The organism is uncultured Thioclava sp. (genome assembly GCF_913064665.1).
GTDB classification, from domain to species: domain Bacteria; phylum Pseudomonadota; class Alphaproteobacteria; order Rhodobacterales; family Rhodobacteraceae; genus Thioclava; species Thioclava arctica.
In genome coordinates this window covers 71,004-96,098 of the sequence record NZ_CAJYBT010000009.1, presented here as the reverse complement: position 1 = coordinate 96,098, position 25,095 = coordinate 71,004, and the positions used below count along the sequence as shown (strand labels likewise).

Below are 25,095 nucleotides of genomic sequence, written 5' to 3'. Positions count from 1 at the left end.
CGATGCTGAGGACCAGCGGGCTGACGCTGCATTATGGTGGCTCGCAGATCCTGTATGGGATCGACATGCAGGCGCGCGCGGGCGAGGTGACTTGCATCATGGGCACGAACGGGGTGGGCAAGACCTCACTGCTCAAGGCGATTTCGGGGACGCATATCCGCTCGGGCGGGGATGTGGTGCTGGATGGCGCCGAGATGGGGCGTGTGCCGCCGCAGGCGATGGCGCGCGCGGGGCTTGGCTATGTGCCACAGGGGCGGATGATCTTTCCGTTGCTCAGCGTGCGCGAGAATATGGAGACCGCTTTCGCCTGCTTGCCGAAATCGGAACATTTCATTCCCGATGAGATTTACGAGCTGTTCCCGATCCTCAAAGAGTTCCTGAACCGTCGGGGCGGCGATCTGTCGGGCGGACAGCAACAGCAATTGGCGATTGCGCGCGCGATGCTGATGAAGCCCAAGTTGCTGCTGCTCGATGAGCCGACCGAAGGCATCCAGCCCAATATCATCCAGCAGATTGGCCGGGTGATTTCGTATCTGCGCGAAAAGGGCGATATGGCGATTGTGCTGGTCGAGCAGTATTTCGACTTTGCCCATGATCTGGGCGATCGGTTCTATGTTCTCAAACGCGGTGCGGTCGCGATGGAGGGCACCAAGGCGACGCTCACCCGCGAGGCGCTACGCGAGGTGGTGAGTGTGTGATCTGGCCCGGGGCGTGATGCACGCGTTGCGCTAGGCGGAAAGCGGGCGGTGCTGCGGGGCGCTGCGCGTACAAAGCTGCGCCCACATCTGGTCGATGGCGTCGACATCTGTGACGTTTAACGCATCCGGGCTTTCCCAATAGCGCCCCGATTTGACGAAATACCCCAGCGCCTGTTCGCGCGCCTTCACCTGCAAAAACGCGTCCGGATCGGGCAGAAACGTACCCACCGCGCCCTGCGCGATCTCTTCAAGCGTGACGGTGGGAAATAGCAGACGGCTTTCGCCCCCATCTGGGCGCACACAGGCGCAGCCCTGACGCGCGGCATGGGCCATCAGCCGGGCTGACTTGGCCTCGAGGTTGCGCAAGGTCACATCCTCGCGCAACGGATCGGGTGTGCCAGAGCCGTAGAAATGGGTCATGCCGCGCGTGGGATAGACCATGTCGCAGCCCACAAACACCATCGTTTTCGGGCGCAGTTCTGCAAGCGCCCAATAGCCTGCCGAAAAGACCATCGTCGCCCCCGCATAGATGATGCCGCCAAAGTCATTATTTGCCGGCACATAGCTGGCCGAACCGATCAGCCTTTGCCTGTCGCGCAGAGCCTGTGGCAAGCGATCCTTGGGGAAATCGTCGGGAGCGACTTGGAAATCCCAATCGTCGCGCACGCGCCATGCGTTATTGATCGCGATGATCGCGGAGAAATACGATTTGGGCCAGTCACGGCACGTGGTGACGTTTGGCGCGCTGCCCATCACCAGAACGGTCCCGGAATTCGTCATGCCTGCCCCCTGGGCCAAGCCCATCGCATTTATCGGCGTCTCGCTTGGTCTTAGCCCAAGGTCGCGTGGTGTCAAATGCCGCGCATCAATGAAGGGCTGGGTCCTCTGACTGGCGAGTTTCCGCCGCCGCCCTGTTGGCGGGGTCAGTTTATCTTTCCCGCATCACGGTTTTCTCGCTAAAGCTTGAAAAAAAGTCGGCAATGCCGCCAACGAGACAGTGACCCAATGCCCCATAGCGTGACCGCTCCGAAACTAACCTTCCGGCTGCCGCTTCTTATTGTTGCGCTGCTGAGTGTTGCCGCCTGTTCCGATGGCAGCAATCTTGGCGCGACAGGGGCGATGAATTTTGCCAGCGCGCAGGATCAGACGGGCGAGATTTCCCCCGAACGCCGCGCCTATGCGATTGCCGTGGCCAAGAAGATGCGCGCCCAGCGTCAGCGGGTCTGGTGCGTGCCGTTTGCGCGCAATGCCTCGGGCGTCGATATTCGCGGCAATGCGCGGACGTGGTGGGCGCAGGCGCAGGGCAGCTATCAGCGCAGCCACGCCCCCAAAGTCGGGGCGGTGATGGCGTTTTCGGCAAACCGCAAGATTCCGCTCGGCCATGTCGCGGTTGTCTCGGCCATCGACTCGTCGCGCCAAATTCGCATCGATCACGCCAATTGGAAGCGCAATCAGGTGTCGCTGGGCATGGTCGTGATGGATGTGTCGCCCAAGAATGACTGGAGCAAGGTCCGCGTGATGAGCCAGCCCAATGCGCTGGGCAGCGTCTATCCGGTTTCAGGGTTCATCTTCAAAGGCTAGAAGTCGCGGATCTGACGCGCTTAGCCTTTTGCCAATAGCCGATCCGCCTTTTTGCGCACCAGAACTGTGCGCAGGTCATGCATCGTCAGCAAAAGCGTGTCGGTGATTTCCTCAAGCTGGGTGTCGGTAGCCTTCGATTGCGCCCATTGCGTCACAAGGTTGAGGTGATCGACGGCGCGCAGGATGTCATCGACCTCGCGCGTGGCCAGAACCTCGCGGCGATGGGCGATCCAAGTTTCGATCTCGGTGCGGTCCTCGGGCGTGAGCGCGCGCTCGCCTTGGGGTTTGATCTCGCCATTGCGGATATTGACGACCGCGATCTGATCCATCTCGATGCGGCGCTGACGGTTCTCGGTATCGACACGAAACACCGCCGCGCCGTTGTCTTTCACCCGGAAGTAATACTCTGGCAGATCGCCCATTTACCTGTGTCCCCGCTGGCCGTTTTCCGCCTTATCGCAGCCCTTCGCAAAACCGTTTGATGCGCGCGCAAGCCTCAAGCAGCGCCTCATCTGAGGTAGCGTAGCTGATGCGGAAGTTTGGCGAAAGCCCGAAGGCCGCGCCGAACACCACAGCCACGTCGCCCTCTTCCAGCAAGGCGTTGGCGAAGCTCTCGTCATCACTGATCTTGGCGCCCCCAGCGGTGGTCTTGCCGATGCAGTCTTTGATCGAGGGATAGACGTAAAATGCGCCCTCGGGCGTGGGGCAGGAGATGCCGGGGCAGGCGTTGAGGCCCGCCACCACCAGATCACGGCGGCGCTTGAACGCCGCGCACGAGGTGGCGATGTAATCTTGCGGGCCGTTGAGCGCCTCAACCGCCGCCCATTGGCTGATCGAACAGGGGTTGGAGGTGGACTGCGACTGCACCTTGCGCATCGCCGCGATCAGCGGTTCCGGCCCCGCCGCATAGCCAATCCGCCAGCCCGTCATCGCATAGGCTTTGGAGACGCCATTGACGGTCAGCGTGCGCTCATACAGCCCCGGTTCGACCTGCGCGGGCGTGGTGAATTCGAACCCGTCAAAGACGAGATGTTCATACATGTCATCCGTCATCACCCAGACTTGCGGGTGACGCATCAGCACATCGGTTAGCGCGCGCAATTCATCACGCGAATAGGCCGCGCCCGAGGGGTTGGAGGGCGAGTTGAACAGGAACCATTTGGTTTTGGGTGTGATCGCGGCTTCCAGTGCCTCGGGGCTGATCTTGTAGTCCCGCGCCGCCTCGCCTTGAACGAAAACCGGCGTGCCGCCACCGATCAACACCATGTCGGGATAGCTCACCCAATAGGGCGTCGGGATGATGACCTCATCACCGGGGTTGAGCGTGGCCATCAGCGCATTGAACAGCACCTGCTTGCCGCCAGAGCTAACCGAGACCTGCGACGGCGTGTAAGTCAGATCGTTTTCGCGCGCGAATTTGGCGCAGATTGCAGCCTTGAGTTCGGCAATCCCGTCAACGGCGGTGTATTTCGTGCGCCCCGCGTCGATTGCGGCCTTGGCGGCGGCTTTGATAGTGTCGGGCGTGTCGAAATCGGGCTCACCCGCCGACAAGCCGATCACATCGCGCCCCGCGGCGCGCAACTCGGCGACCTTGCCCGTCATGGCGACCGTGGGAGAGGGTTTCACCCGTGCGAGCGTGTCGGAAAGAAAGGCCATCGGGTCGTCTCCGGTTTGTAACTTTGCGCCAACGGTCTTAGGCTTGCGCGCGAGTGCAATCAAGACAGAGCAGGAGTCGATCATGACCGATCATTGGTATGGCGAGGCGAGTGCGACCTTTGGCGACCGTTTGGCCGGTGCGCGCGAAACTGCGGGGCTCAGCCAAGAAGATCTTGCCAAAAAGCTGGGCGTGCGGTTTGAAACGCTTGCGGCGTGGGAAGATGACGTGGCCGAGCCACGCGCCAATCGGCTGCAGATGCTGGCGGGGATGCTGAACGTGACGCTGATGTGGTTGCTCACGGGCGAGGGCGCGGGGCTTGACGGTCCGCCCGATCTGGTGGCAGAGCCGGGGGCGGATCGTGCCCTTGTGCGCGAGATCCGCGAAGTGCGCTCTGGCCTTGAAGAGCTGGATGCGCGGCTGGGCCGGTTGGAAAAGCGGCTTATGGCAGGAGAGAACGAATGAGCGAAACGGCAGAGTCACGGATCAAGCGGATGCGGATGCGCAGTTGGCGGCGGGGCACCAAAGAGATGGACATGATCCTCGGGCCGTTCTCGGACGCGCGGCTTGCTGGGCTCGATGCGCCCAGCCTTGATCTGTATGACCTCTTGCTTGAGGAGAACGATCAAGACCTCTACCCATGGGTGTCGGGGGCGCAGCCCGGCCCGGCGCAGTATCGGGATTTGCTGGCCGAGATCGGCGAATTTGCCCGCGCGCGCCACACTCCGCAGGAGTAAGGACGCGCGATTTCGTGCGAAAATCGCCCAAATAACAAGCGTTTGGGCTGCTTAACGGTATCTTTGCCATTTTCCGCCAGTTTTACATCTGTGGATGCGAACTCGCGGAGAATCGAATGACCGTGCAGAAATCGGTAAGTGATATGACGCCCGCGCCGGGAATGCCGGGGCTGATGGCGGGCTATCTGGACAGCCTCGCGCTGTTAGAGCGGCTTCATCGCCTGCTTCTGGATGTGATTAAGGATGAGTTTGAAAGACTCAATATCCTTGAGATCAATCCGGTTCAGGCGCTTTTGCTATTCAATGTTGGAGAGAATGAGGTCACGGCGGGTGAGTTGAAAACACGCGGCTATTACCAAGGCTCCAACGTGTCTTATAACCTCAAAAAGCTGGTTGAAGCAGGCTATATGCACCACCAGCGCTGTGAGATTGATCGCCGCTCCGTGCGGGTACGCCTGACGCCCAAGGGCAATGATTTGCGCCAGAAGGTTGAGGCACTGTTTGAACGTCATGCCAACGGTATGGATGTGCGCGGTGTGATCTCGTTCGAGGCGATGGAGGAGATGAATCACACGCTGCGCCGGATGGAACGCTATTGGTCTGATCAGATCCGCTATATTTACTGATCGCACGCGGCAGCGAAGCCTGCGTTGCACGCGGTAATGTGCCGTGCGCTGGGGGTCCGTGCGCTGGGCGATGCCGCGCCAAAGCGACCCGCAAATTTCCGTGGTGACGCGCCGTCCTGCTTGTGAGAGCGGGGCGGCGCGTGTTTGCTTTGTTCCAAATAATCCTGGGGAGGGGACTATGCGGAAATTTCTGCGTTGGACGTTGCGGATACTGGCTGTTTTGGTGATCGTCGTGGCGGGGCTGGCGATTTGGAAGCGTCAGGAAATCGCGCGGCTTTGGGCGGTCAATCACCTGTTCAATGCCGACCGGATCACGGCTAATTTTTCGAATATGCCGTCGCTGTTTCGCTCGCGCGTTCTTGATCGCGGCGCGGGGCCGGTGGTGCCTTTGCCCAAGGGGGCGCAGATCACGCTGCCTACAGGCGCGCAGGATTGGATTGACCGGCGCTGGGTGACAGGGCTGGTGGTCTTGCATAACGGCCAGCAAGTGTTTGAGCACTATTACCGCGACACCAAGCCCGATGATGAACGCATTAGCTGGTCGGTGGCGAAATCCTTTCTCTCCGCCACCTTCGGTATTTTGCATGACAACGGCACGATCCCCGATCTAAACGCGCAGGTGACGCAATATGCGCCCGCGCTCAAAGGCTCGGCCTATGACGGGGCGAGCATTCGCGATGTGCTGACGATGTCCTCGGGGGTAGCTTTCAACGAGGACTACCTTGACTACAATTCCGACATCAATCGCATGGGCCGGGTGCTGGCGCTGGGCGGGTCGATGGATGATTTCGCCGCTGGGCTGAAGATGCGCGCGGCTGATCCCGGCGCGCGGATGCATTACGTCTCGATTGACACCCATGTGCTGGGCATGGTGATCGCGGGGGCGACGGGGGCTGATCCGGCGGTGGCGATGGACGATCTGATCATCAAGCCGCTGGGGCTGGAGGCCTCACCAGTGATGTTAACGGATGGTGAGGGCACATCCTTTGTGCTTGGCGGGCTGAACCTGCGCACCCGTGATTATGCGCGCTTTGGGCAGCTATTCCTGCAAAATGGGCAATGGCAGGGCCGCCAGATCGTGCCCGCCGATTGGGTTAAGGCCTCAACCTCACTGCAAGCGCCGGGCGGGGCGGGCTATGGTTATCAATGGTGGGTGCCCACAGATACGGCCCAACATGGCGGCGATTATTTCGCCCACGGGATTTACGGCCAATATATCTACATCAACCCCGCCCATAATGCCGTAATTGCGGTCAATTCCGCGGATCGCGGCTTCAAAGAGGCTGGTGTGGACGCGGAAAACCTTGCCATGCTGCGGCGCATCGCGGAAGCTTTGTGAAAGGGAGCGATGCGCGATGCAGATGTATGAAGCGGTGAATGTGCTGGGCGAGGCGTTGCAGCCTTGCTCCAAGCGCCCGATGACCGGTTTTTTCCGCGATGGCAGTTGTAACACCTGCTGGGAGGATGCGGGCTCTCACACGGTCTGCGCGCTGATGACGGCCGAATTTCTGGCTTGGTCGAAATATGTCGGCAATGACCTGAGCACGCCGCGCCCTGAATACGGGTTTGGCGGACTCAAACCGGGCGATTGCTGGTGTTTGTGCGCGGCGCGGTTTGCCGATGCGGCGCTTGAGGGCTGCGCGCCCAAGGTCATGCTTGCCTCGACCCATCGTGATGCGCTGCGCGAAGTGTCGCTGGCCGTCCTTAAGGAACATGCCGCGCAAAGCAAGTAGCGCCTCAGCCCACCGGCACCCAGATCACGTCGTCGATCTTGGGCGCGCCGGTGGCCAGCATCACCAGCCGGTCAAACCCCAGCGCAATCCCCGAAGCCGGGGGCATCAGGTCAAGTGCGGCGAGGAAGTCTTCGTCCAACGGATAACGCTCGCCGTAAAGCTGTTCTTTGAGGTCCATATCGGCGCTGAAACGGCGGCGTTGCTCGGACGCGTCGGTCAGCTCGCCAAAGCCGTTCGCCAGCTCGACCCCGCAAGCGTATAGCTCAAACCGCTCGGCAAGACGCGGATCGTCGGGGGTGGGGCGGGCGAGTGCGGCTTCGGCCAGCGGGTAGCGATCGAGGATTGTCGCACGACCATGGCCCAGATGCGGCTCGACCTTGGCGACCAGCAGCTTTGAGACCATATCCGACCAGCTGTCGTCATCCGCCACGCCAAAGCCTGCGTCCGCACATTGCGCGCGCAGGGCCTCGGCATCGGTTGCCGCCCCGTCGCAGGTTGCCAGCAGATCGATTCCGGCAAAACGCGCAAATGCCTCGGCCACCGAGAGTCGCTCGGGCAAAGCGAACGGGTCGCAGTCAACGCCGTTATGGCGAAGCAGGGTGGCCCCCGCCGCCTGCGCCGCCAGTTGCAGGATCGTGGCGCAATCGCGCATCAGGACGGTGTAATCCTCGCCCGCGCGGTACCATTCCAGCATGGTGAATTCGGGGCTGTGGCGCGGCCCGCGCTCGCGGTTGCGCCAGACATGGGAGAAGGTCGCGATCCGGGTTTCGCCCGCCGCGAGCAGCTTTTTCATCGCAAACTCGGGCGAGGTGTGCAGATACATAGTCTGCGGATGCCCGTCATTGCCGATGGCTTGGGTGGAGAAGGCGTGCAGATGCGCCTCATTGCCGGGGCTGATTTGCAGCGCGCACGGGTCGACCTCAAGAAAGCCCTCATCGGCGAGCCAGCCGCGGATCGCTGATTGAATGCGATTGCGCGCAAGCAGCGCGGGGCGGCGGTCGGCATGGCGGTCAGGATGCCAGAAGGGGCGGGGCATAGCGTGGCTTTCAGGCTGGAAATCCGGGTTCAAATGGTTTAGGCGCTCAGCAATCCGGGCGCCAGAGCCTGTTTTTTGCGAATTCACAAGGGATATCCCATGGTCAAAGTCATCGCGTCTTCGGTCCGCAAGGGCAATGTGCTTGAAATCGACGACAAGCTGTATGTCGTGATCACGGCCCAAAACATCCATCCCGGCAAGGGAACGCCAGTGACGCAGGTCGATATGCGCCGCATTTCCGACGGCACCAAAGTGTCTGAACGCTGGCGCACCACCGAGCAGGTCGAGCGCGCTCATGTCGAGGATGACGAGTATGATTTCCTCTATGAGGATGGCGAGGGCTATCACTTCATGGACCCCAACACCTATGAGCAGATTGCGGTCCAAGAGGACGTGATTGGCGATTCCAAGGTGTTCTTGCGCGATGGTCTCCGGGTTTATCTCAAGACGTTCCAAGGGGCTGCGATTGCAATCGAACTGCCCCAGAAAGTGACCGTTGAGGTTGAGGAAACCGAGCCGGTCGTCAAGGGGCAGACCGCGTCATCAAGCTATAAGCCTTCGACCTGCACCGGTGGTATCCGCGTCATGGTGCCCCCCCATATCGGCGCGGGCACGCGCATCGTGATCAACACCGACGACAGCACCTATGTAGAGCGCGCCAAGGATTGATTCTGTCGCCACGGTTGCACGCAAAAGGCGCCTCTCGGGGCGCCTTTTCTATGCGCTCACGCCGGGGCGCGGGCGGGTTTGACGGGCCAGAGTTCCAGCACACCGGCCGCCAGAACCAGCGTGCCGCCCGCGAGTTCAAGGGGTGAAAGCGTTTCATGGGCAAGGGCCGCAGCCGAGGCGGCCCCCACCACCACCTCGGTCATCATCAAGATGCCCACGCGCGCGGGATCAATGCGCACCGTGGCCCACATCAAGGCCGCGAGCGACAGCCCCCACCACAGCGCTCCGGTGAAAAGCGCAAGGGCGAGAGGCGCAAGCAGCGCGCGTGGCTCAAACGTGCTGGGTATGGGCTGCAAGATCGGCGCGAGCAGCGCGCAGGCGAGGACCGCGCCAAGCGCAAAAACAAAGGCGGCAGGCCCCGGTTGCAGAGTGGATTTCGCGCGCATGCCGGTGGTTGAGATCGACCACAAAAAGCCCCCGAGCAGCGACATCCATTCGCCCAAGTTTCGCGGCAACGGCAATCCGCCCCCCGCACCCAGCATTAGCGCAAGCCCGCCAATCCCCACGATCATCGCCACGATGCGCAGCCGCGGGGTTGGCCAGCCCATGATGAAGCGCGCGATCAGCGTGCTCCAGACCGGGGTGAGGCACCATAAAAGGATGATCAGTGCGACCCGGCCATAAAGAAACCCGATTGAATATAGCGCGAAGGCCGCGCCGCCCAAGGCAATGGAAAACAGGCCAAATTTGGAACTACGCACGATGGTGTGGCGGCGCGCATAGGCGATAGGCGCCAGCACGATCAGCGCGCCCAGCGTGATCACCAAACTGCCCCAGGCACCTGCGAAACCGTGATCGGCCAAAGCGCGCACGGGCAGCCAATAGAGGCCCCAGATTACGCCGGTCGCAAGGGTGATCGCGCTGGCGATCAGGGTGATGCGGGCTTCGTTCATGCGTAAGACATCAGGGCAGTTTGGTGATCCACGCCCGCAGGGACGCCAGCGATTGGGGCTCGTCGAGGAACGGGATATGGGCGCGGTCGGGCACCGATGTGTAGATCATGTCGGGGCGACGTGCGCGCATTTCCTGCGCCGTGGCCTCGCTCAGCAGATCGGAATTCGCACCGTGGATCAGCGCCAGCGGCAGGCCTTCGGTTGCGTCAAACAGCGGCCAAACCTCGGCCACGCCACCTTTGAAGGCCGCCAGAAATGCCTCGCGCAGGGCGGGATCGTAGTTGATTTTCAGCCCCGCCTCGGTCTCGGTGTAGTGGTGCTGGCTTTCGCTTAGCCAGCGGCCCTCGGGTACATTGGCAAAGCCCGTCATCGCGGCGGGCAGTTTTGCAGCCATTTCGGCATGGGTTTTGGCTGCCGGATTGCGTCCGATATAGTCGAAAATCTTGTTCAGCCCGTCCGTGTTCAGCGCCGGGCCCACATCGTTGAGCGCGAGCCCGATCAGCCGATCTTTCGCCGTAGCCGCCAGATACATCCCGATCAGCCCGCCACGCGAGGTGCCCAAGATCGCGGCCTTGTCCAGCCCAAGATGGTCAAGAAGTTGCAGCGCATCCGTCCCTTCGCGTGGCACGTTATAGCTTTCCTGTCCGGTCCACGCGCTGTGCCCGCGCCCGCGATAATCCATGCGAATCAAACGGATGCCGTCGAGATGAGGCGCCACATAGTCGAAATCCTGCACCGTGCGCGTCAGACCCGACAAGGCCAGAACCGGCACGCCCGCGCCCTCATCGAGATAGGCTAGTTTCGCCCCGTCATCGGCGGTGAAGAACTTCATGGCGGTCTCCTCTGGATTGCTGCGGCTGCTCGGATCATACTGCGTTCAAAGGAGAGCGTCATGCCCGAAACACTCGAAAAATTGCACGAAAAACTGAACGCGATCGAAGAGGAAATCGAGGCGGAATGGGCGACGCGCCGCGCTGCGATGGCCTATCGGCTGGAACATAACCGCGTGGTGTTCGAGCAAAGCGCGCGTGAGGCGCAGCGGCGCGCTCGGGTGAATCTGTGGATCTTCCTTAAGCGCACGCGCCCGATGGTGGTGCTGACATCTCCGGTGATCTATTCGCTGATCATCCCCTTCATTGTACTGGATATTTTCATCACGATCTATCAGGCGATCTGTTTCCCGATCTATCGCATCGCCAAGGTCAAACGCGCCGATCACATTGCGATCGACCGCCAGCATCTGGCCTATCTGAATGCGTTACAAAAGCTGAACTGTGTTTATTGCGGCTATGGCAACGGGCTGCTGAGCTATGTGAGTGAGGTGGCCGCGCGCACCGAGCAATTCTGGTGCCCGATCAAACATGCGCGTCGGTTGCACGGCCAACATGCGCGCTATCTCGATTTCGTCGATTACGGCGACCCGGAGGCGTTCAATGCGCAGACTGTGCGGCTGCGCAATGCGCTGCGCCAGATGAAAGACGACCGCTAGGCGTCAAAGCTTGTCGGGCACGGCGCGCAGATCGCTTAGGATGGCGGCGGGTTTATAGGGCAGCCGTTCAACCGGCGCGCCCGCACGATTGACCCACAGTACGCGAAATCCCGCCTTGGCCGCGCCCGCCGCATCCCAGCCGTTGGAGGACACAAACACGGTCTGTTCAGGGGCGACGCCCATCTGTTTGGCCACCAGCGCGTAGACCGCGCCTGCGGGTTTGTATTGGCCAAGATCGTGGATCGAGATCACCTCATCAAGCAGATGCCCAATCCCGGCCGCCTGCACCGCAGATTCCAGCATATCTGGCGCGCCATTGGACAAGATCGCGCGCCCGACACCGCGATGGTGCAGCGCGTCCAGCATCTCGGGGACTTCGGGGAAGGCGGGCAATGCGCGATAGAGCGCCATCAACCGGTCTGCCAGATCGGGGTCATTCAGCCCCTGTGCCTCCATCGCCCAATCCAGCCCGTCGCGGGTGAGTTGCCAGAAATCGACATACTCGCCCATGATCTCGCGCAGCCAGCTATATTCCAACTGCTTGCGCCGCCAATCAGCGGCCAGTCTCGGCCAGATCGCGTGCAGGCGCGGCTCTTCTATCGCCAGATCGCGCGCGGCGGCGTCGACGTCAAAAAGCGTGCCGTAAGCATCGAAAACACATAGCTGAATGGACATGGATGGTCCTCCCTTGCGCAGCAGTCTAGCGCGCCGAACCGAGGCGCGCCTAGAGGTTATCGGCGGCGGGCATGCCCATGACGTGATAGCCGCTATCGACCGAGATGATCTCGCCACTGGTGCACGCGCCGTAATCTGAGCACAGATAGACGGCGGTGCCCCCGATGGCCTCAAGCGTGGCGTTGTGGCGCAAGGGTGCGTTGGCTTCGGTATGGCGGAAGGTCTTGCGCGCCCCGCCAATCGCGGCGCCGGCCAGTGTTTTCATCGGACCGGGCGAGATCGCGTTCACGCGAATGCCGTCAGGCCCCAGATCGGCGGCGAGATAGCGCACGGCTGATTCCAGCGCTGCCTTGGCCACGCCCATCACGTTGTAGAACGGCGTCACGCGCTGCGAGCCCATATAGGTCAGCGTGATCATCGAGCCGCCGTCATTCATCAATTCGCTGGCCCGCTTGGCCACGTCGATGAAGCTATAACAGGAAATCGTGAGCGAGTTCTTAAAGTTGTCGCGCGAGGTGTCGATGATGCGGCCCGCCAGCTCGGTCTTGTCGGAGAATGCGATGGCGTGGATCACGAAATCAAGGCTGCCCCATTCGTCCTTGAGCCGCGCAAAAGCCGCATCCATCGAGGCGTCGTCATTCACATCGACATCGACGAGCAGACTGGCCCCGACGCTGGCGGCAAGCGGTTCGACCCGCTTGCCAAACGCCTCGCCCTGATAGGAAAACGCCAGTTCCGCGCCCTCATCGGCCAAAGCCTTGGCGATGCCCCACGCAATCGAGCGCTCATTGGCGACGCCCATCACGAGGCCGCGCTTGCCCTTCATCAGATCTGCCATGTCCGTCCTCGCCGAGATTTTTAGATTTAGTCTTTGTATTTGCTCATCAAAAGCGAGGCATTCGTGCCACCAAAGCCAAAGCTGTTGGACAGCACCGAATCATGGCTCACATTCTCGACCAGCTTGGTGGCGATTTCGCCTTCGCGAATGCCGGGGTCCAGCTGGGTGACGTTGATCGAGGGCGCAATGAAATCGTTCTGCATCATCAGCAGCGAATAGATCGCCTCATTCGCGCCCGCCGCGCCAAGCGCATGCCCGGTCATCGACTTGGTCGAGCTGATCGGCGCGTGATCGTCGCCAAGCGCGCGGCGCACGGCCTCAACCTCGACGACATCGCCGACCATGGTCGAGGTGCCATGGGCGTTGATATAGGTGATCTTGCGTCCCTCGGGCAGGGTGGAGGCCGCGAGTTTCATCGCCCGCTCACCGCCCACGCCGGACGGGGCAACCATGTCATAGCCATCCGAGGTCGCGCCGTAACCGGTGATCTCGGCATAGATTTTCGCGCCGCGTGCTTTGGCGTGCTCAAGCTCTTCAAGCACCAGCATCCCGCCGCCGCCGCCAATCACGAACCCGTCGCGGGTCGCATCGAAGGCGCGCGCAGCGGTGGTGGGCGCGTCGTTATACTTGGATGACATCGCGCCCATCGCGTCGAACAGGCAGGACAGCGTCCAGTCGACCTCTTCGCCGCCACCGGCAAAGATCATGTCCTGCTTGCCCATCTGGATCAGCTCGCAGGCGTTGCCGATGCAATGCGCCGAGGTCGAGCAGGCCGAGGTGATCGAGTAGTTCACGCCCTTGATCTGGAACGGCGTGGCGAGGCAGGCCGAGACGGTCGAGGACATGCATTTGGTGACCGCGAACGGGCCGATCCGCTTGGGGCTGCCCTTTTCCTGAACGATCTGGTGTGCGGCAAAGAAACTCGAGGTGGACGGACCGCCCGAGCCTGCGATCAGGCCGGTGCGCTCGTTGGAGATATCCGATTGCTCAAGACCAGCATCGGCAATCGCCTGCGCCATCGCGATATAGGCATAGGCGGCTGTCGGCCCCATAAAGCGCAACTGGCGCTTGTCGATATTGGCGGCCAGATCGATATCGGGCACGCCCGCGACCTGACTGCGAAAGCCCAGCTCGGCATATTCGGGCTGGAAGGTGATGCCCGATTTTCCGGCCTTGAGGCTGGCGGTGACTTCTTCGGCTGAGTTGCCGATGGGCGAGACGATGCCCAGCCCGGTAATGACGACACGGCGCATGCGGCCCTCCATTTTCTCTCTCTAGCGCTCAGGTTTCCGAGAGCGCGACTTTCATATCCTTGACCTGATAGATCACGTCTCCATCGGCCTCAACAATGCCATCGGCCACGCCCATTGTCAGGCGGCGCGTCTGGATCGCTTTGGTAAAATCAACTTTATAGGTCAGCATCTTGCGATCGGGGCGCACCATGCCGGTCAGTTTGACCTCGCCCACACCCAGCGCATAACCGCGACCCTGCCAGCCGCGCCAGCCAAGGTTGAACCCGGTCAGCTGCCATAGACCATCAAGGCCCAGACAGCCCGGCATGATCGGATTGCCGGGGAAGTGGCAGTCAAAGAACCACAAATCGGGGGTGATATCGAACTCGGCGACCACATGGCCTTTACCGTGCAAACCGCCATCACCCGAGATTTCGGTGATGCGATCCATCATCAGCATTGGCGGTGCAGGAAGCTGCGCATTGCCGGGGCCAAATAGCTCGCCGCGGGCGCATTTGAGTAGATCTTCTTTCCCGAAGCTTGTCGGAAACCCTGCCATCGGTGCTCCTTCCCGGTTCTGCCGTGCGTTTTCAATCCTCTATCATTGCCGCCCTGATCGGCGCAAGGGCAAGGCCACCACGGGGGATCCATTGAAATATTACTAGCGAAGGGGCATATTGGGGCTGAGGAGAGGTCTAATGCCCGCAAGAATAACAGTAATGCAAGAGCGTGGACGGGCGTGGCTGGCCGAAGGAGGCTTGCGCCCGACGCGCCAACGTCTGGCATTGGCTGCCCTTTTGGTGGGCGATGGTGAAAACCGTCATGTCACCGCCGAAAGCCTGTTTGCTGCAGCTCGTGACGCGGGCGAACGGGTCTCATTGGCCACGATTTACAACACCTTGCGCGCCTTTTGCGAGGCTGGGCTGATGCATGAGATCACGGTTGATGGCTCGCGCAGCTATTTCGACACGCGTATGGATGATCACCCGCATTTCTTCTGGGAAGACGAGAACCGGATTTCGGACGCCCCCGCAGAAGAGTTGGAACTGATCCGCGTGCCCAAAGCCCCCGCAGGGGCACAGGTGACGCGTGTGGATGTGGTGATCCGGGTGCGGCGCACTCAAGGCAGCCCCACCTAGGGCAGGATCGCCAGCCAGCCCCAAATCGTCAGGATCGACAGCGCCGTGGCGATCAGCACCGCCGAGGCAGCAACGCGTCGCCCAACCCCATAGATATTGGCAAACAGATAGGCATTCACGCCCGGTGCCATCGCGCCCGTCAGCGTGGCCGAGCGCAGCGCGTTTGTATCCACATGAAAGGCGAAATGCGCCAGCGAATACGTGATCGCGGGATGCACCAGCAGGGACAGCCCGGTGACCATTGCGATGGCACGGGTGTCACCTTCAGGGCGGTAGCGATACAAAACGCCGCCCAGCCCGAACAGCGCTGCCGGAAGCGCCGCTTGCGCCATCATATTCATCGCCTCGCGCAGCGGATGGGGCAGGGGATAGCCCGTCAGCGTGGTCGCGATCTTGATTGCAAAGCCGGTCAGGATGCCAATCACCAGCGGCGTACGCATCACCCCCACCAGCGCGTTCATACCAACCCGGCCAAGGCCCGCGCCCGTGCCGTGATTGCGCACGCCCTCCATCGTGAGGATGCCGATAGTATACAGCAGCGGCGCATGGATCGAGATGATCGCGAAATTGCCTGACAGCGCATCGGCGCCATAGGCGCGCTCGGTGATCGGCACACCCAGCAGCAGCGAGTTGGAAAACAGGCAGGCAAAGCCAATGGCGACGCTTTCCGGCCCGGTGCGCCCCATCGCCCGCGCCCCTGCGATCCCGATGGCGAAGGCCACAAGCGCCCCGGCATAAAACGCGCTCATCATGCCCCAGTTATAGCTTTGCCCAAGATCAAGATTGGCAATCGAGCGCGCCAGCAAGACCGGCACCGCGAAATTCTGCGCAAAGCGCATCAGCCCATCGACGGCCGCTTCGGAAAACAGCCCCCGCCACGCGACCACATAGCCAAAACCAAGCACCAGAAAGACCGGCAGGATAACGTCGATGAGAACGCTCATGCGGCGCTCGCAGGGGCGGCAAACTCCAACACCATCCCGTCATAAGCCGGGCGCACATGATCGGGCGTTTCGTTCGCCACCGTGTCATGATCCAGTTCGATATGCATATTGGTCAGCACCGCACTTGCGGGCTGAGCGCGTTCGATCCATTCCAGCGCGCGCGCCAGATGGGCATGGGTCGGATGGGGCGTGCGGCGCAGCGCATCGAGTACCCAGCAATCGAGGTCCTCAAGATGCGCCCAAACCGGATCAGGAATCGCCGAGACATCGGGCAGATAAGCGAGCGGGCCAATGCGAAAGCCAAGCGCGTCGATATTGCCATGTTCGACCCGCAGGGGCTCAAAGCGGATCGCGCCGCCCGCGCCAGTGACCTCGAAGGCCTTGTCATGGCGGATCGCATGCAGATCGCAAATCGGTTGGTAATTGCTGTCAGCGGGCTGCACGAACGCATAGGCAAAGCGGTTCAGCAGTGCCTCTTGCGTGTCGCTATCGGCCCAGACGGGCAGGCGTTTGCGCATGTTGAACACGATCTGGCGCAGATCGTCGAGGCCATGGACATGATCGGCGTGGTTATGGGTGTAGACCACCGCGTCGAGCGTGCCGACACCGGCATCGAGCAGTTGCGCGCGCATGTCGGGCGTGGTGTCGATCAGCACCTGCGTGCGGCCCTGCGGCGTGATGCGCTCCACCAGCATTGAGCAACGGCGGCGGTAGTTCTTTGGGTTGTTCGGGTCGCATTCGCCCCAGTGGTTGCCGATCCGGGGCACGCCGCCCGACGAGCCGCAGCCCAGAATGGTGAAACGCAGGCGGCTCATGGCGTGAGACTCCCACGCTCGCCATGTTGGGCGGCTTTCGCAAACAGCCGATCGAAATTGGCCTGCGTGGCGGCGGCGAAGTCTTCGAGAGAAATTCCGAACACATCGGCCCCGACCTTGGCGGTCAGTGCGGAATAGGCGGGCTCGTTGCGCCGCCCGCGATGGGGCGGCGGGGCAAGATAGGGGCTGTCGGTTTCCACGAGGATGCGATCAAGCGGCGCGGCGGCGAAAATATCGCGCACCTCTTGGCTGCGCGGGAAGGTCGCGATGCCCGACATCGACAGGTAGAACCCCAGATCAATCGCCGCCTGCGCCAGACGCGGACCCGAGGAAAAGCAATGCATGACACAGGGATAGGGCTTGGCGCGCATCCCCTCGGTCAGGATCGCTTCCATATCTTCATCAGCATCGCGCGCATGGATAATCAGCGGCAAGCCGGTTTCCTGCGCGGCCGCGATATGGACGCGTAGCGAGACCTTTTGCGCCTCGGCACTCTCGGCGGTGTAATGGTAATCCAGCCCGGTTTCGCCAATTCCGACGAATTTCGGATGCTGGGCCAGCGCAACCAGTTCTTCGACCGATGTCATCGGTTCCTCGGCCACGCTCATCGGATGGGTGCCCGCAGCGTAGAACACACCTTTATGGGTTTCAGCAATCGCGCGCACCGAAGGCTCGTTTTTCAGCTTGGTGCAGATCGTGACCATCCGCGTCACCCCGGCGGCATTGGCGCGCGTGACGACCTGATCCAATTCGCCCGCGAAATCGGGGAAATCAAGGTGGCAATGGCTGTCCGTGATTTCAGTGGGGGCGGTGATCTCGGGGGGGAGGGTCAAAACAAGGCTCCTTTCGCGCGGCTCACGCGGCAGCGGCGGTGATCTCTAGCACGATATCCATCACCAAGGCGGCAGGGTCAAGGTTGACCGCCCGGCCATGACGCGCGCGCGCCCCCAGCGTCTGATGCAGCCGGGCCCATTTCATCGCCGCCTGTTCATCGGGAGACAGCCGGGTCAGCAACTCCGCCTCGCCCGGTGCGGCCTGTGGCATAGGCGCGCCCGCAACCCCGGTGCGCGCTACGCGGGCCAGAAATAACTCGACAAGGCCCAGCGTCAGATCAAAACGCGCCTCGTTGGTTTTTCCTGCGCAACCCTCGGCCAGCGCAATCGCACCAAGACGATCCAGCTGGGGCAGGGTGGCCATCAGCTTAATCAGATTGGCATAGCGCGTCATGCCCTCAAGATTGATCAGCCGGATCGCTGCCCCGACCGAGCCCCCCGACAGCGCCGCCAGCGCATGGTGATCCAACTCGGGCGGCTCGCCCTCGTCTTCGGCGGCGGCGAGGGCGGCTTCCATCTGCTCGGGCGACAGCGTGCCGAGGCGCAATTCGCGACAGCGCGAGCGGATCGTGGGCAACAGCCGCGCGGGTTGATGCGCGATCAGCAGGAAGGTCACGCGCGGGGGCGGTTCCTCAAGCAGTTTGAGCAACGCATTGGCGGCCTGAATGTTGAGCTCATCGGCGGCATCCACGATCACCACGCGCCGCCCGCCCTCGGTCGCGGACAGGTGCAAGAACGATTTCAGCTTGCGCACCTGATCGACGCGAATGTCTTGCGACAGCGCGGTTTCCTTTTCATTGGGGCCGCGTTTGAGCGTGAAAATACCGGGCTCCGAGCCAGCCGTGATGCGCGCAAGCGCCGGGTGATCGGGATCGGCATCAAGGCTGTGGGGCAGGTCGGGTTCGCCAAACAGGCCCGGCCCGCTGTCATCGGGGCGCGTCAGCAGGAATCGCGCGATGCGCCAAGCGAGCGTGGCCTTGCCAACGCCGCGCGGACCGGTCAGCAGCCAGCCGTGATGCAGCCGCCCCATATTGAAGGCGTCGAGGAAATCTTCTTCGGCACGGGTTTGACCCACCAACACGCGGGTTTCGCGCGGGTGGCGCGCTCCGGGCGCGAGGGTTGGGTCGGGGAGGTCGGCTGCGCTCATGCCCGCCACTCTAGAGCTTGGCGAGGGCGGTTTCCAGCACGTCTTGCGCGATTATTTCAGATGCGCGCGCGCCGTCGATCACGGCGAAACGGGGCGCGAATTCGCGCGCGAGATCCAGAAATCCGGCGCGCATTTTTTGCTGCAAGCCAAGGCCGAAATCTTCGAACCGCTCTTCGCTGCCCTGCCGCCCTTTGGCGCGCGCGAGGCCAGTGGCGGGGTCGATGTCGATCAGGATCGTCAGGTCAGGTTCGCGGGCGATCATCAGCGCGTGCAACTGATCTACCAGTGCACGCAGATCGCCGCGCGAGAGGCCCTGATACATCCGCGTGCTATCGGCGAAGCGATCACAAATCACCACCTTGCCCGTCGCAAGCGCAGGTTCGATCACGCGTTCCAGATGATCCCGGCGCGCGGCGGTGAACAGCAGGATTTCAGTATGCGCCGACCAACGATCAGGGTCGCCCTCCAGCACGAGACGGCGGATTTCCTCGGCACCGGGAGAGCCGCCCGGTTCACGCGTCAGCACCACGTCATACCCGCGCGTGCGCAGGGACTCGGCCAGCATCCGCGCTTGCGTCGACTTGCCCGACCCGTCGATCCCCTCGAAACTGATGAACATACCCTAGCTGTTGACCTTTTGCATCGCGGCGGTGAAGGCCTTGCCGCCAAGACGCGCAATAGCGGCCTTGACACGCACCATGAAGCCGCCGCGTTTGACGTCGTTTTCCGCCACCAGCGCCACTTCGCGCGGGGCATCCAGACCGGGCACCGTGATGACCAGCTTGCCCAGCTTTTGCCCCTTCTTGATGGGCGCGGACACAGGGCCGTCAAACACCGCCTCGGCCTTGACCTTATCTTGCGCATTGGCCGGGATCAGCAGCGAGAGGTCGCTTTCCGGGGCCAGCCCGACGCTGCTTTGCGCGCCCAGCCAGACCGAGGCCTGCGCCAGCTGCGTGCCCGCCTTGGCGACGTCTTTCATCACGAATTGGCGAAAGGCCCAATTCGCGACCGCTTCACCCTCTTGAGCGCGCGCAGCTTCTGAATCAAGGCCCGACAGGATGAACAGAATCCGACGATTTCCCATCACCGCAGAGCCCACCAAACCATAGCCCGATTCCTGCGTATGGCCGGTTTTCATGCCATCGGCCTTCCAGTCAGCGGCCTTGATTTCCAACAGAGGATTGCGGTTTTGCGCATTGGCGGGGGCGCGATCCTTGTAGTTGAAATGGGTCTCGCTGAAGAAGTGATAATATTGCGGGAAATGGGTGATGATGCGATCGGCAACGATACCCAGATCATGCATCGACATGCGCTGACCGGGGTCGGGCCACCCGCTTGCATTGGCAAACATCGAGTTCTTCATGCCCAGTTCATGGGCACGTTCGGTCATCAGCTTGGCAAAGGCTGGCTCTGATCCGGCCAGCCCCTCGGCGATGGTCACGCAGGCATCATTGCCCGAATTGATGATGATCCCCTGAATGAGGTCTTTCACGGCGGGCCGGTCGGTGGTGTTGAGAAACATCGTCGAGCCGCCCATCGACTGCGCATGGGCCGAGACCGGAAAGGTCGTGTCCATCGTGATGCGGCCATCTTCGAGCGCCTCAAACAGCAGATCGAGCGTCATCAGTTTCGACATCGACGCCGGGGGCAGCGGGATATCGGCGTTTTTGTCCAGCAGCACCGTTTTCGTCGTCACATCATAGACCCAGGCCGCGCGCGCCTTGGTGTCAAAGGCAAAGGCGGGCAGGGCGATCAGCGCCCCCAGCAGCGTGGCAAATATCAGTCGGGTAAGTTTCATATCGATCCTAGTTCGAGACGGGGTAGGCATCGGGATAGCCGAGCCCGTGAATGGTTGTCTTCAGCGCGTTGAGATCGGATTTGGAGGGCGCAGGCCCTGCGATCACACGCCAGAAGGTTTTGTTTTGGCTTTGCTCTTTCTTGATTGTCGCGATCACACCGGCCTTGCCCATTTGGGTTTGGGCGCGCTTGGCATTGGCCTCGACCGAGAAGATACCGATCTGGATATACATCTTGCCTGCGGGCGCTTTGACCATGGATTTAGCAGGCGTCTGCGGTTCCGCAACGGGCGGTGCGGGGGCGGGTGCAGGGGTCGGGGCTTCGCCGATCGCGGGTTTGGCCGGAGCTTTTGCGGCGGCTTTGCCCGTTGCCTCAGCCTTGGCGATTGCGCCTGCCGCCGTACTGGTCACCGCATCGAGCGATTTTTGTTCAACTTTTTCGGGCGCGGCGATCACGGGCTTGTCGACCAATGGCGTGGTTTCATCCGCAACCGGAGCCGTCTCGCGGCGCAGCGCCACGACAGACAATTCCGTCGGTGCGCCCGCAAGCATGCCAAGCGCGTCGGCCGCATCCGAACTGACCTGCAGCTTCGGTCCCGGATTGTCGATTTCACGCCGGAACAGCGCGCCGATCACGAATTTGCCATTGCTCGGGTTGCGAATGATCACGCGCTCGGGGTCTTTGACTTTGGGATGCGCAACCCAGACACCGCCCAATGACGGACGCCCGTCCCACAACCCTTGCTCATCAACGGAAAACACCTGCGGCGCTTCGACATCGCGCTCGACCAGTTTGGTCGCTTTGGAAGGGGTCGCAGCCGCGTCGGCACTGCTGTCATCTGCAGGCTTTTTCTTTAGGAAATCAAAGGGTTTTGCGCCATCCTGACAGCCCGAAAGCGCCAAACCCGCCCCAAAAATCAGCGCCACTGCCGATGCGCGCATGCGCAAACCGTTTTCCTGCATCTGCTGCCGTTTCATCCTTCGCCCCTTGCTTCGCGCGGTTGTCCCGCTTCTATCTGCCCCGTCAGCGATCCTGTCCTGTACAGCCTGAAACGGCCTGTGCAGCCAGCGCCTTCGCGCGTGATCCTAGCGCGTTGCCCGGCTCATGAAAAGCTGCGCTGCACAAGGCGGGCGGAAATCGGCGCGAAAGGCTTTCAGAATCGCGTGAACCGGGCTAATGCGAGCGCGGATGGAAGTGTGGCCGAGTGGTTTAAGGCTCTAGTCTTGAAAACTAGCGTGCGGGGAACCGTACCGTGGGTTCGAATCCCACCGCTTCCGCCACTATCCTCCATATGCCAGATTTTTCCCGATAAATATCGGCTCTGATGATGTGACCGCCCCCCCCCCCGGTTCTGCGGCAAAGCTGGTAGCGCAAAGCCAATGAAAAGGATGCCCTACAGGCTTTTCACGCCTGTTTTCGATCAATTGCCAGCTGACAATCTGCTGACAATCCCCGTCAGCGGCGTGTCAGGCGACTCGTGTCATCAATGCTGCATCAGAGACGGCAAACACGCCTCTCGCAACGTCGATATGGAGCAAGATAGCATGAAACGTACAATCCTTTTCACGACCGCACTGGCAACCACCGTTGGTTTTGCCGCACTAGGCGCCGCCCAAGCATCGGGCAAGTCCGACAATAACGAATACGGAAACGCGTTTCGGAACGCTTACGAGTTCGTCTCAACCAAAATGTCGGACGAGAGCAACACGTACCGCGAACGCAATGAATACACGCAGCGGAAAGAATACCGCGAACGCGACGAGTACCAAGAGCGGGAAAATGACCGGGACAGCGAAAGCCACGGCGAAGACGGAAGTGATGGCGACAGCGGCGAGAGCAGCGACGACTGATCACAGCGCCGACACTGAGATGCCCCGGAACAGCGCAACTGCTGTTCCGGGGCGATAATCTGGGGCGTTGTGCATCCTCGGCCGAACGGCGACCTACGCCGTCGTTCGGCGGTTCTTCGCCTATTCTTGGCAGGCGATCTTGGTGGGTTGATCAGGATCAATGGAGTGGCGGCGCGGCCATGTGAAACTTGATCTTCGGAAACAGATATCAGGAAAGGACAAAGGTTATGAAACTCGCTATGATTTCAACGTTTGCGCTTGCGATGAGCATCACTGTTCCCAACATGGTTGTGGCGCAGGACCAAACTCAGGACCGCGACCAACTTCAAGATTGCGGTTCCTTGGGGGCAAGCGATTGCGCCGATCTGTTAAGGATTCGAGATCAGCTTAAAGATTGCGATGGTGTGTCATCAGACGCCTGCACCACGCTTTTGCGCGAACATGATCGTTTGCAGGCATGTGCCGACCAAGTTCAGGACAAGGACCAGACCAAGGAGCAGGCCAGAGACTGCGCCCCGGATTCTGCAGGTTCGGGCGGCTCCGGTAATAATTGATTTTCAGCGGTGCCGGTCAGATCGCTGTGATCGGCACTTCTTTCCCTAACACAAAGGTAGAGACCAAGATGCCCAAATACATTTCAATTCGCGGCTTGGTGGCCGCAACCACAGCCATGGCCGCATTGGCAACCGGGACGGTCGTTCTGGCGGATGGTGACTCTGAAAATGACGACATGATGCAGGTCATGCCGTTGGGGTATGGACCCTATGGTAGCGGCGGAATGGGCATGATGGCGCGCCCGGTTGATACAGACGGCGACGGGTTTGTCAGTGCGGCTGAGGCATCGACACATGCCAGTGTTGGATTTGCCCAATTTGACGCTGACGGAAGCGGCCAGATCAACGAAGATGAGTATATGGACAGCGCACCGTCGTCCATGCCGATGGGGCGCAGGAATGTTGAGCGGCTTTATGTCAACCGCGCCGCGCGATTCAAAGATATGGACGCCGATAGCGATGGAAATGTGACGCTGGCCGAGTTCATGGCAAAGGCGCAGGCCAGTTACGAAGCTGCGGACGCCAACAAGGATGGCAAGGTCACCGTCTGGGAATTCCGTGCGCAACAAAACCCGTTCTGACCCGGCACCCTGTCTGCACCAGCCTTTCCCCTGCTGCGTGGCGATCTCTTGATCTGCCCGCGTAGCGGCGGAATTTCATGCAAAACACGACGTAGCCCAGATTGAAAAAGGAATAATCCCATGTGTGATAACCATATTCCGGAACCGCAGTGCCAACATAACCCAAAGCCAGCGGCCATTAGCAGACGCAAGTTCGTCAAACTCGCCGCGCTTGGCGGCGCGGTCAGTCTATATAACGTGATCACCCCATCTGCGGCGCGGGCCGCAACAACCGATGCCTTGCTGCTGAGTTGCATGGATTACCGTCTGATGGATGACATCGTGCGCTACATGGACGGGCGGGGCATGACTGACAAATATGACCATGTTGTCCTCGCGGGCGCGTCGCTTGGGGCGATGACCGATCAGTTCTCGGAATGGGGCAAGACGTTCCGGGATCATCTTCAGGTTGCGATTGACCTGCACCAGATCAAACGGGTCATCATCATGGATCACCGCGATTGCGGCGCTTACAAGACCATCCTTGGTGAGGATTTTGGCAAGGATCCTGCAAAGGAAACGCAGGTCCACACAGACTATCTCACGCTGCTGGCAGCAGAGATCAAGACACTTCATCCCGAACTGCAGATGGAAACATTGCTGATGAACCTCGATGGCAGCGTCGAGCCTATCGCGATCTGATTGGGGAGCCTCCGCGATGAAACGTCCAACAACACCCGCGATCAAAGTCTGGGATCCGTTCGTGCGCGTCTTCCATTGGTCTCTCGTCATGGCCTTTCTGGTCGCCTACTTCATCGAACCAGAAGACAGCACCTTGGCGGTTCATGTCTGGGCCGGATATGTTGTCGGCGGACTGATTGTTCTTCGCATTATCTGGGGGTTTGTGGGGGCTCCGCACGCGCGATTTAGCGATTTTCTGTTCGGTCCTTTTACTGCATTCCGGTATCTGCTGAGTTTGTTGGGCGGTCGTTCAAAACGCTACCTTGGCCACAGTCCCGCAGGGGCGTGGATGGTCTTTGGGCTACTCACAGCGCTGTTGATCACAGTTCTGAGCGGGATGGCAGTTTATGCTCAGGACGAGAAGAAAGGGCCGCTGGCACCTATATTCGCCTCTTCGGGCGATATGCCGAGCGGGTTTTCCATCGTGACTCCGGCCCGTGCGGATGTCGGTGAGGAGGATGACGACGATGAAGGTATGCGGGGCAAAGGGGGCCAAGGTGAGACGTTCAAGGACCTGCACGAAGTGGTCGCCAATCTCACTCTGATCCTTGCTTTGTTGCACATCGGCGGCGTTTTCCTTGCGAGCTTTGTCCACAGAGAAAATCTGGTTCGTTCCATGGTGACGGGTCGAAAGAGACCGGAGTAGGCGTTTGGCCCGGTCAGGCGTTAATAAGATCGCCTGCCAGTTGAGATCATTCCGCAGACCTGCCGGTCCATTTGGTTCTCGGCAGGGTCAGCCCTGTCTTTCCATTCGGTAAGGGGGCAGCGCCGCACACGAAACTCCCTCAGAAAAG

General features: G+C 61.0%; 32 protein-coding genes and 1 tRNA gene. 16 read left to right on the top strand and 17 right to left on the bottom strand.

All coding sequences use genetic code 11. The annotated features are described in order from the left end of the window. The first annotated feature begins 2 nt into the window (after nt 1–2). A complete protein-coding gene (gene urtE / locus QZ571_RS05785; RefSeq protein WP_295532761.1) occupies nt 3–698 on the top strand; it encodes an urea ABC transporter ATP-binding subunit UrtE in 696 nt (231 codons plus the stop codon). A gap of 30 nt (nt 699–728) precedes the next feature. Here urtE and QZ571_RS05780 read toward each other — a convergent pair whose 3' ends face one another. Then, entirely contained in the window at nt 729–1,478 is a 750-nt protein-coding gene (locus QZ571_RS05780) for a hypothetical protein (protein WP_295532760.1), read from the bottom strand. 225 nt (nt 1,479–1,703) lie between these two features. On the opposite strand from QZ571_RS05780, the gene QZ571_RS05775 reads away from it, so the two are divergent. After that, nucleotides 1,704–2,279: a CHAP domain-containing protein gene (locus tag QZ571_RS05775; RefSeq protein ID WP_295532759.1), complete on the top strand. Its 576-nt coding sequence runs from the start codon at nt 1,704–1,706 to the stop codon at nt 2,277–2,279. Nucleotides 2,280–2,299: 20 nt separating this feature from the next. On the opposite strand, the gene QZ571_RS05770 is transcribed toward QZ571_RS05775, so the two are convergent. Further along, on the bottom strand, nt 2,300–2,701 hold the full coding sequence (locus tag QZ571_RS05770) for a hypothetical protein (RefSeq protein WP_295532758.1): 402 nt from the start codon (nt 2,699–2,701) through the stop codon (nt 2,300–2,302). Between the two features lie 31 nt (nt 2,702–2,732). Then, nucleotides 2,733–3,935, bottom strand: a complete 1,203-nt coding sequence (locus QZ571_RS05765; RefSeq protein WP_295532757.1) for a pyridoxal phosphate-dependent aminotransferase — start codon at nt 3,933–3,935, stop codon at nt 2,733–2,735. A gap of 82 nt (nt 3,936–4,017) precedes the next feature. Here QZ571_RS05765 and QZ571_RS05760 point away from each other — a divergent pair, with 82 nt between their 5' ends. The 5 genes from QZ571_RS05760 (at nt 4,018) to QZ571_RS05740 (ending at nt 7,029) form a co-directional block, all read left to right on the top strand. Beyond that, nucleotides 4,018–4,398 (top strand): helix-turn-helix domain-containing protein, encoded by a 381-nt coding sequence (locus tag QZ571_RS05760; protein WP_295532756.1) that lies wholly within the window; start codon nt 4,018–4,020, stop codon nt 4,396–4,398. After that, nucleotides 4,395–4,670, top strand: a complete 276-nt coding sequence (locus QZ571_RS05755; protein ID WP_295532755.1) for a succinate dehydrogenase assembly factor 2 — start codon at nt 4,395–4,397, stop codon at nt 4,668–4,670. The genes QZ571_RS05760 and QZ571_RS05755 overlap by 4 nt, the downstream gene beginning before the upstream one ends. 143 nt (nt 4,671–4,813) lie before the next feature. Continuing rightward, entirely contained in the window at nt 4,814–5,296 is a 483-nt protein-coding gene (locus QZ571_RS05750) for a winged helix DNA-binding protein (RefSeq protein ID WP_295532779.1), read from the top strand. A gap of 178 nt (nt 5,297–5,474) precedes the next feature. Next, nucleotides 5,475–6,635, top strand: coding sequence for a serine hydrolase (locus QZ571_RS05745; protein WP_295532754.1), 1,161 nt, complete (start codon nt 5,475–5,477; stop codon nt 6,633–6,635). Nucleotides 6,636–6,651: 16 nt separating this feature from the next. Next, nucleotides 6,652–7,029, top strand: coding sequence for a DUF2237 domain-containing protein (locus QZ571_RS05740; RefSeq protein ID WP_295532753.1), 378 nt, complete (start codon nt 6,652–6,654; stop codon nt 7,027–7,029). Between the two features lie 4 nt (nt 7,030–7,033). Here QZ571_RS05740 and epmA read toward each other — a convergent pair whose 3' ends face one another. Beyond that, entirely contained in the window at nt 7,034–8,065 is a 1,032-nt protein-coding gene (gene epmA, locus QZ571_RS05735; RefSeq protein WP_295532752.1) for an EF-P lysine aminoacylase EpmA, read from the bottom strand. A 99-nt stretch (nt 8,066–8,164) separates the two neighbouring features. Between epmA and efp the strand changes: the two genes are divergently transcribed. Continuing rightward, nucleotides 8,165–8,734 carry an elongation factor P gene (efp, locus tag QZ571_RS05730; protein ID WP_295532751.1) on the top strand — a complete coding sequence of 190 codons (570 nt, stop codon included), beginning with the start codon at nt 8,165–8,167 and terminating at the stop codon, nt 8,732–8,734. Nucleotides 8,735–8,790: 56 nt separating this feature from the next. Here the strand turns inward: efp and QZ571_RS05725 are convergent, their stop codons facing one another. Together QZ571_RS05725 and QZ571_RS05720 are read right to left on the bottom strand one after the other, a co-directional pair. Continuing rightward, the gene (locus QZ571_RS05725) at nt 8,791–9,687 is read right to left on the bottom strand and encodes a DMT family transporter (RefSeq protein WP_295532750.1); all 897 of its coding nucleotides are present in this window, start codon (nt 9,685–9,687) and stop codon (nt 8,791–8,793) included. Between the two features lie 10 nt (nt 9,688–9,697). Next, a complete protein-coding gene (locus QZ571_RS05720; protein WP_295532749.1) occupies nt 9,698–10,519 on the bottom strand; it encodes an alpha/beta hydrolase in 822 nt (273 codons plus the stop codon). A gap of 60 nt (nt 10,520–10,579) precedes the next feature. Here QZ571_RS05720 and QZ571_RS05715 point away from each other — a divergent pair, with 60 nt between their 5' ends. Continuing rightward, complete coding sequence (locus QZ571_RS05715; protein WP_295532748.1) at nt 10,580–11,176, top strand: hypothetical protein; 597 nt, start codon at nt 10,580–10,582, stop codon at nt 11,174–11,176. Between the two features lie 3 nt (nt 11,177–11,179). Here QZ571_RS05715 and QZ571_RS05710 read toward each other — a convergent pair whose 3' ends face one another. Genes QZ571_RS05710 through fabA form a run of 4 tightly spaced genes read right to left on the bottom strand, consistent with a single transcriptional unit; the run spans nt 11,180 to nt 14,480 of the window. Then, the gene (locus QZ571_RS05710) at nt 11,180–11,851 is read right to left on the bottom strand and encodes a haloacid dehalogenase type II (protein WP_295532747.1); all 672 of its coding nucleotides are present in this window, start codon (nt 11,849–11,851) and stop codon (nt 11,180–11,182) included. Between the two features lie 49 nt (nt 11,852–11,900). Further along, on the bottom strand, nt 11,901–12,689 hold the full coding sequence (locus QZ571_RS05705; protein WP_295532746.1) for an SDR family oxidoreductase: 789 nt from the start codon (nt 12,687–12,689) through the stop codon (nt 11,901–11,903). 26 nt (nt 12,690–12,715) lie between these two features. Next, the gene (gene fabB / locus QZ571_RS05700) at nt 12,716–13,942 is read right to left on the bottom strand and encodes a beta-ketoacyl-ACP synthase I (protein WP_295532745.1); all 1,227 of its coding nucleotides are present in this window, start codon (nt 13,940–13,942) and stop codon (nt 12,716–12,718) included. A gap of 28 nt (nt 13,943–13,970) precedes the next feature. Next, the gene (fabA, locus tag QZ571_RS05695) at nt 13,971–14,480 is read right to left on the bottom strand and encodes a bifunctional 3-hydroxydecanoyl-ACP dehydratase/trans-2-decenoyl-ACP isomerase (protein ID WP_295532744.1); all 510 of its coding nucleotides are present in this window, start codon (nt 14,478–14,480) and stop codon (nt 13,971–13,973) included. A 139-nt stretch (nt 14,481–14,619) separates the two neighbouring features. On the opposite strand from fabA, the gene irrA reads away from it, so the two are divergent. Then, the gene (gene irrA / locus QZ571_RS05690) at nt 14,620–15,060 is read left to right on the top strand and encodes an iron response transcriptional regulator IrrA (protein ID WP_295532743.1); all 441 of its coding nucleotides are present in this window, start codon (nt 14,620–14,622) and stop codon (nt 15,058–15,060) included. On the opposite strand, the gene QZ571_RS05685 is transcribed toward irrA, so the two are convergent. Genes QZ571_RS05685 through QZ571_RS05655 form a run of 7 tightly spaced genes read right to left on the bottom strand, consistent with a single transcriptional unit; the run spans nt 15,057 to nt 21,573 of the window. Beyond that, nucleotides 15,057–16,004 (bottom strand): AEC family transporter, encoded by a 948-nt coding sequence (locus tag QZ571_RS05685; RefSeq protein ID WP_295532742.1) that lies wholly within the window; start codon nt 16,002–16,004, stop codon nt 15,057–15,059. The genes irrA and QZ571_RS05685 overlap by 4 nt on opposite strands. Further along, nucleotides 16,001–16,819: an MBL fold metallo-hydrolase gene (locus QZ571_RS05680; RefSeq protein ID WP_295532741.1), complete on the bottom strand. Its 819-nt coding sequence runs from the start codon at nt 16,817–16,819 to the stop codon at nt 16,001–16,003. The genes QZ571_RS05685 and QZ571_RS05680 overlap by 4 nt, the downstream gene beginning before the upstream one ends. Further along, a complete protein-coding gene (locus QZ571_RS05675) occupies nt 16,816–17,634 on the bottom strand; it encodes a TatD family hydrolase (protein ID WP_295532778.1) in 819 nt (272 codons plus the stop codon). Before QZ571_RS05675 ends, QZ571_RS05680 begins: the two co-directional genes overlap by 4 nt. Nucleotides 17,635–17,674: 40 nt before the next feature. Then, nucleotides 17,675–18,799 carry a DNA polymerase III subunit delta' gene (locus tag QZ571_RS05670; protein ID WP_295532740.1) on the bottom strand — a complete coding sequence of 375 codons (1,125 nt, stop codon included), beginning with the start codon at nt 18,797–18,799 and terminating at the stop codon, nt 17,675–17,677. Between the two features lie 10 nt (nt 18,800–18,809). Next, nucleotides 18,810–19,418, bottom strand: coding sequence for a dTMP kinase (tmk, locus tag QZ571_RS05665; protein WP_295532739.1), 609 nt, complete (start codon nt 19,416–19,418; stop codon nt 18,810–18,812). A gap of 3 nt (nt 19,419–19,421) precedes the next feature. After that, entirely contained in the window at nt 19,422–20,597 is a 1,176-nt protein-coding gene (locus tag QZ571_RS05660; protein WP_295532738.1) for a D-alanyl-D-alanine carboxypeptidase family protein, read from the bottom strand. A 7-nt stretch (nt 20,598–20,604) separates the two neighbouring features. Beyond that, nucleotides 20,605–21,573, bottom strand: coding sequence for an SPOR domain-containing protein (locus QZ571_RS05655; protein ID WP_295532737.1), 969 nt, complete (start codon nt 21,571–21,573; stop codon nt 20,605–20,607). A 213-nt stretch (nt 21,574–21,786) separates the two neighbouring features. Here QZ571_RS05655 and QZ571_RS05650 point away from each other — a divergent pair. The 6 genes from QZ571_RS05650 (at nt 21,787) to QZ571_RS05625 (ending at nt 24,947) form a co-directional block, all read left to right on the top strand. Then, nucleotides 21,787–21,876: transfer RNA gene (locus QZ571_RS05650), tRNA-Ser, on the top strand. A 264-nt stretch (nt 21,877–22,140) separates the two neighbouring features. Continuing rightward, entirely contained in the window at nt 22,141–22,446 is a 306-nt protein-coding gene (locus QZ571_RS05645; RefSeq protein WP_295532736.1) for a hypothetical protein, read from the top strand. A gap of 227 nt (nt 22,447–22,673) precedes the next feature. Then, nucleotides 22,674–23,000: a hypothetical protein gene (locus tag QZ571_RS05640; protein ID WP_295532735.1), complete on the top strand. Its 327-nt coding sequence runs from the start codon at nt 22,674–22,676 to the stop codon at nt 22,998–23,000. Between the two features lie 68 nt (nt 23,001–23,068). Then, nucleotides 23,069–23,581, top strand: coding sequence for a hypothetical protein (locus QZ571_RS05635; protein ID WP_295532734.1), 513 nt, complete (start codon nt 23,069–23,071; stop codon nt 23,579–23,581). 120 nt (nt 23,582–23,701) lie between these two features. Then, on the top strand, nt 23,702–24,262 hold the full coding sequence (locus QZ571_RS05630; protein WP_295532733.1) for a carbonic anhydrase: 561 nt from the start codon (nt 23,702–23,704) through the stop codon (nt 24,260–24,262). A gap of 16 nt (nt 24,263–24,278) precedes the next feature. Next, nucleotides 24,279–24,947 (top strand): cytochrome b/b6 domain-containing protein, encoded by a 669-nt coding sequence (locus QZ571_RS05625; RefSeq protein WP_295532732.1) that lies wholly within the window; start codon nt 24,279–24,281, stop codon nt 24,945–24,947. Nucleotides 24,948–25,095 lie beyond the last annotated feature (148 nt).